This is a genomic window from Ruegeria sp. CDSA221, assembly GCF_059611825.1.
Map to the genome: position 1 here is coordinate 1 of NZ_JBXWPK010000036.1, position 2,654 is coordinate 2,654.

General features: G+C 56.1%; 2 protein-coding genes. Both read right to left on the bottom strand.

Annotation, left to right across the window (positions count from 1 at the left end; all coding sequences use genetic code 11):
* Nucleotides 1-290 precede the first annotated feature (290 nt).
* The gene (locus tag AC2FJ5_RS21300; RefSeq protein WP_496794515.1) at nt 291-1,574 is read right to left on the bottom strand and encodes a glycerate kinase type-2 family protein; all 1,284 of its coding nucleotides are present in this window, start codon (nt 1,572-1,574) and stop codon (nt 291-293) included.
* Between the two features lie 7 nt (nt 1,575-1,581).
* Nucleotides 1,582-2,559: an HpcH/HpaI aldolase/citrate lyase family protein gene (locus tag AC2FJ5_RS21305; RefSeq protein WP_142640422.1), complete on the bottom strand. Its 978-nt coding sequence runs from the start codon at nt 2,557-2,559 to the stop codon at nt 1,582-1,584.
* Between the last annotated feature and the right edge of the window lie 95 nt (nt 2,560-2,654).

Below are 2,654 nucleotides of genomic sequence, written 5' to 3' on the forward strand. Positions count from 1 at the left end.
TAACCTGAAGGCCAAAGGTTCAAACCCTACTCCAAAAAAGCAACTTTAGAACGAAAATTACAATTACTTACACGCCGATCAACGCCAAACATCCCGCAAAAAATAATGCCTATATCCCTCCGTCAGAGCCTAAAACATCGCCTGTGACAATGGAATAAACGCCTCTTTTATGGCTTTGAAATCAGACTATCGCATGAATCGGACCTTTCTCGACGGATTCAGGCATTACTCTCCAATTCGACATCTCTGACGCTATATCAACCTTGATGCCCGTCAAGTTTAGCGCGCGCTCAAGCATCAGGCCCAAGCAGCAATACTTGGATATCTGCAACATTGGTTCCGGTCGCACCAGTCATCAGAAGATCACCCGATAGTCCCAATGCCCGGTGACTGTCGTTGTTTGCTAACAGCGTGGACGGATTTTGCCCCGCATCGCGGATACGGTCGAATGTTCCCACATCCACAATCGCACCCGCTGCGGGGGTCGGACCATCACGGCCATCTGTTCCACCGCTGAGGAAAATCCAGTTGCCGGGAATAGATTCCCCTTGCGCCAGTTGGGCGACGCGCAGCGCTAGTTCCTGATTGCGCCCACCAAGACCCGCACCCTGCAGCCGGACGGTTGTCTCCCCTCCGAAAAGTAGAGCGACCGGGCGGTCGGAAGCCACAGAACGGGCCGCTTGCAGAATCTGACGTGCAGCGTCGGACACGTCTCCTGTCAGTGCATTGGATGCAATTTCAGCCCGACAAAACTGCGCCGCACAGCGATGCGCAGCCTCAAGGCTTATCCTGTTCGACCCGATCAGATGATTTGTCGCTTCAACTGCTATCGTCTGTTCAGGAACGCTGTGTTCTAGATGGTCCCGCACGGATTGGGGCAGACGCTTCCAGATGCCAGCCCCAATGCAGATCCTGCGGGCATCGGCTTGGGTTCCGATGGGTGGAGAAGTGGGGCCGCTGGCAACGGCACGCAGGTCATCTCCGATCACATCCGACAGAATATAGGCTGTGACCGGTGCAGGTGAACCGTGTCGCAGAAACCCTCCGCCCTTGAGCTGGCTCAGATGCTGGCGCACCAGGTTCATGTGCACGATGTCCAATCCGGAAGACAACAAGAGCTCGTTGACCACAATCTTATCCGATAGGGACAATCCGTCCACAGGTGCCGGAATCAGGGCCGATCCCCCGCCAGAGATCAGCGCTATGATCTGATCTTGCTCGCGTGCTGCGCTGAGCAGATCAATGATCTGCCGACCGGCTTTGAGGCCCCGTTCGTCCGGAACGGGGTGTGCACTGTTCAACACAGTTGCACCGGGTACGACCGCTTGGTTTTCGGAATGGGTCACGGCCAGAGCGACATGATCACCCTGAACGTTTTGCAAGGCTTCCGCCATCATGGCTGGGGCCGCTTTACCAATCGCGATTAGGATGCTGCGCCCACCCTGTTTGGGCGCAGGCAATGGGGCTGATTGCAGCCGTCTGCTCAGGGATACCGCCGGATCTGCCGCGGCTATGGCTTCGGCAAATATGTTGGCGGCACAATCGCGTTGAGACATGGACGATTGTAAAGTCATGAGGCGATCATGCTGCTGCGATTTGACGGGCCTTTTCAACCATAACTTCAGCTTGACGGATCGAAGCATAGTCGATCAGGCGGCCATCCAACGAAACCGCTCCCTTTCCCGCTGCTTCGGCTTCGGCCATTGCTTCGAGAATGCGTTGTGCCTTGGTGACTTCGGCGTCGCCCGGCGACATAACATCGTTTGCCAGTGAAATCTGGCTGGGATGGATGGCCCATTTGCCCTCGCAGCCTAAAACTGCCGCGCGCTTTGCGGCGGCTTTGTAGCCGTCCGGGTCTTGGAAGTCTCCAAATGGGCCGTCGATTGGGCGCAAACCATTGGCGCGGGCAGCCACAACCATGCGGGCAAGCGCATAGTGCCACATATCTCCCCAATGGGTCAGGCGTCCTCCGTCCGTATCGGCGTCAGTCAGAACGGAATAATCCGGATTAACACCGCCGATAATAGTCGTCCGCGCGCGGGTCGAGGCGGCATAGTCGGCTACGCCGAAATGCAGGCTTTCGTTACGTTTCGACGCCGCCGCGATCTCACTGACGTTCTGCATCCCTAACGCAGTTTCGATAATATGCTCGAATCCGATGCGTTTTTTGTACCCCTTTGCATCCTCGATTTGCGTGACCATCATGTCGACGGCATAGACATCTGCCGCGGTGCCGACTTTGGGGATCATGATCAGATCAAGTCGCTCGCCAGCCTGTTCAACCACATCCACCACGTCGCGGTACATGTAATGCGTGTCGAGCCCGTTGATGCGTACCGACATGGTCTTGCTGCCCCAGTCGATGTCGTTCAGAGCCTCAATGATGTTTTTGCGGGCCTGTTCTTTCTCGTCCGGCGCGACGGCGTCCTCCAGATCAAGGAAGATGACATCCACGTCCGATTGTGCGGCCTTTTCGAACATTCCGGGTTGGCTGCCAGGCACGGCGAGTTCGCTGCGGTTTAGGCGGGCAGGAGCCTGTTCGATGGAATGAAAGCTCATGGGTTGGTGTCCTTCAGTTTACAAGTTTGGATAGATAGGGAATCTGGCGCAGAGGTTTGCGACTTCGGTTTTGACTTTGGCCTCGACCTCACCGT

Coding starts and splice junctions, on each gene's coding strand:
- AC2FJ5_RS21300 (WP_496794515.1), bottom strand. CDS start 1,574: ATGACTTTACAATCGTCCATGTCTCAACGCGATTGTGCCGCCAACATA.
- AC2FJ5_RS21305 (WP_142640422.1), bottom strand. CDS start 2,559: ATGAGCTTTCATTCCATCGAACAGGCTCCTGCCCGCCTAAACCGCAGC.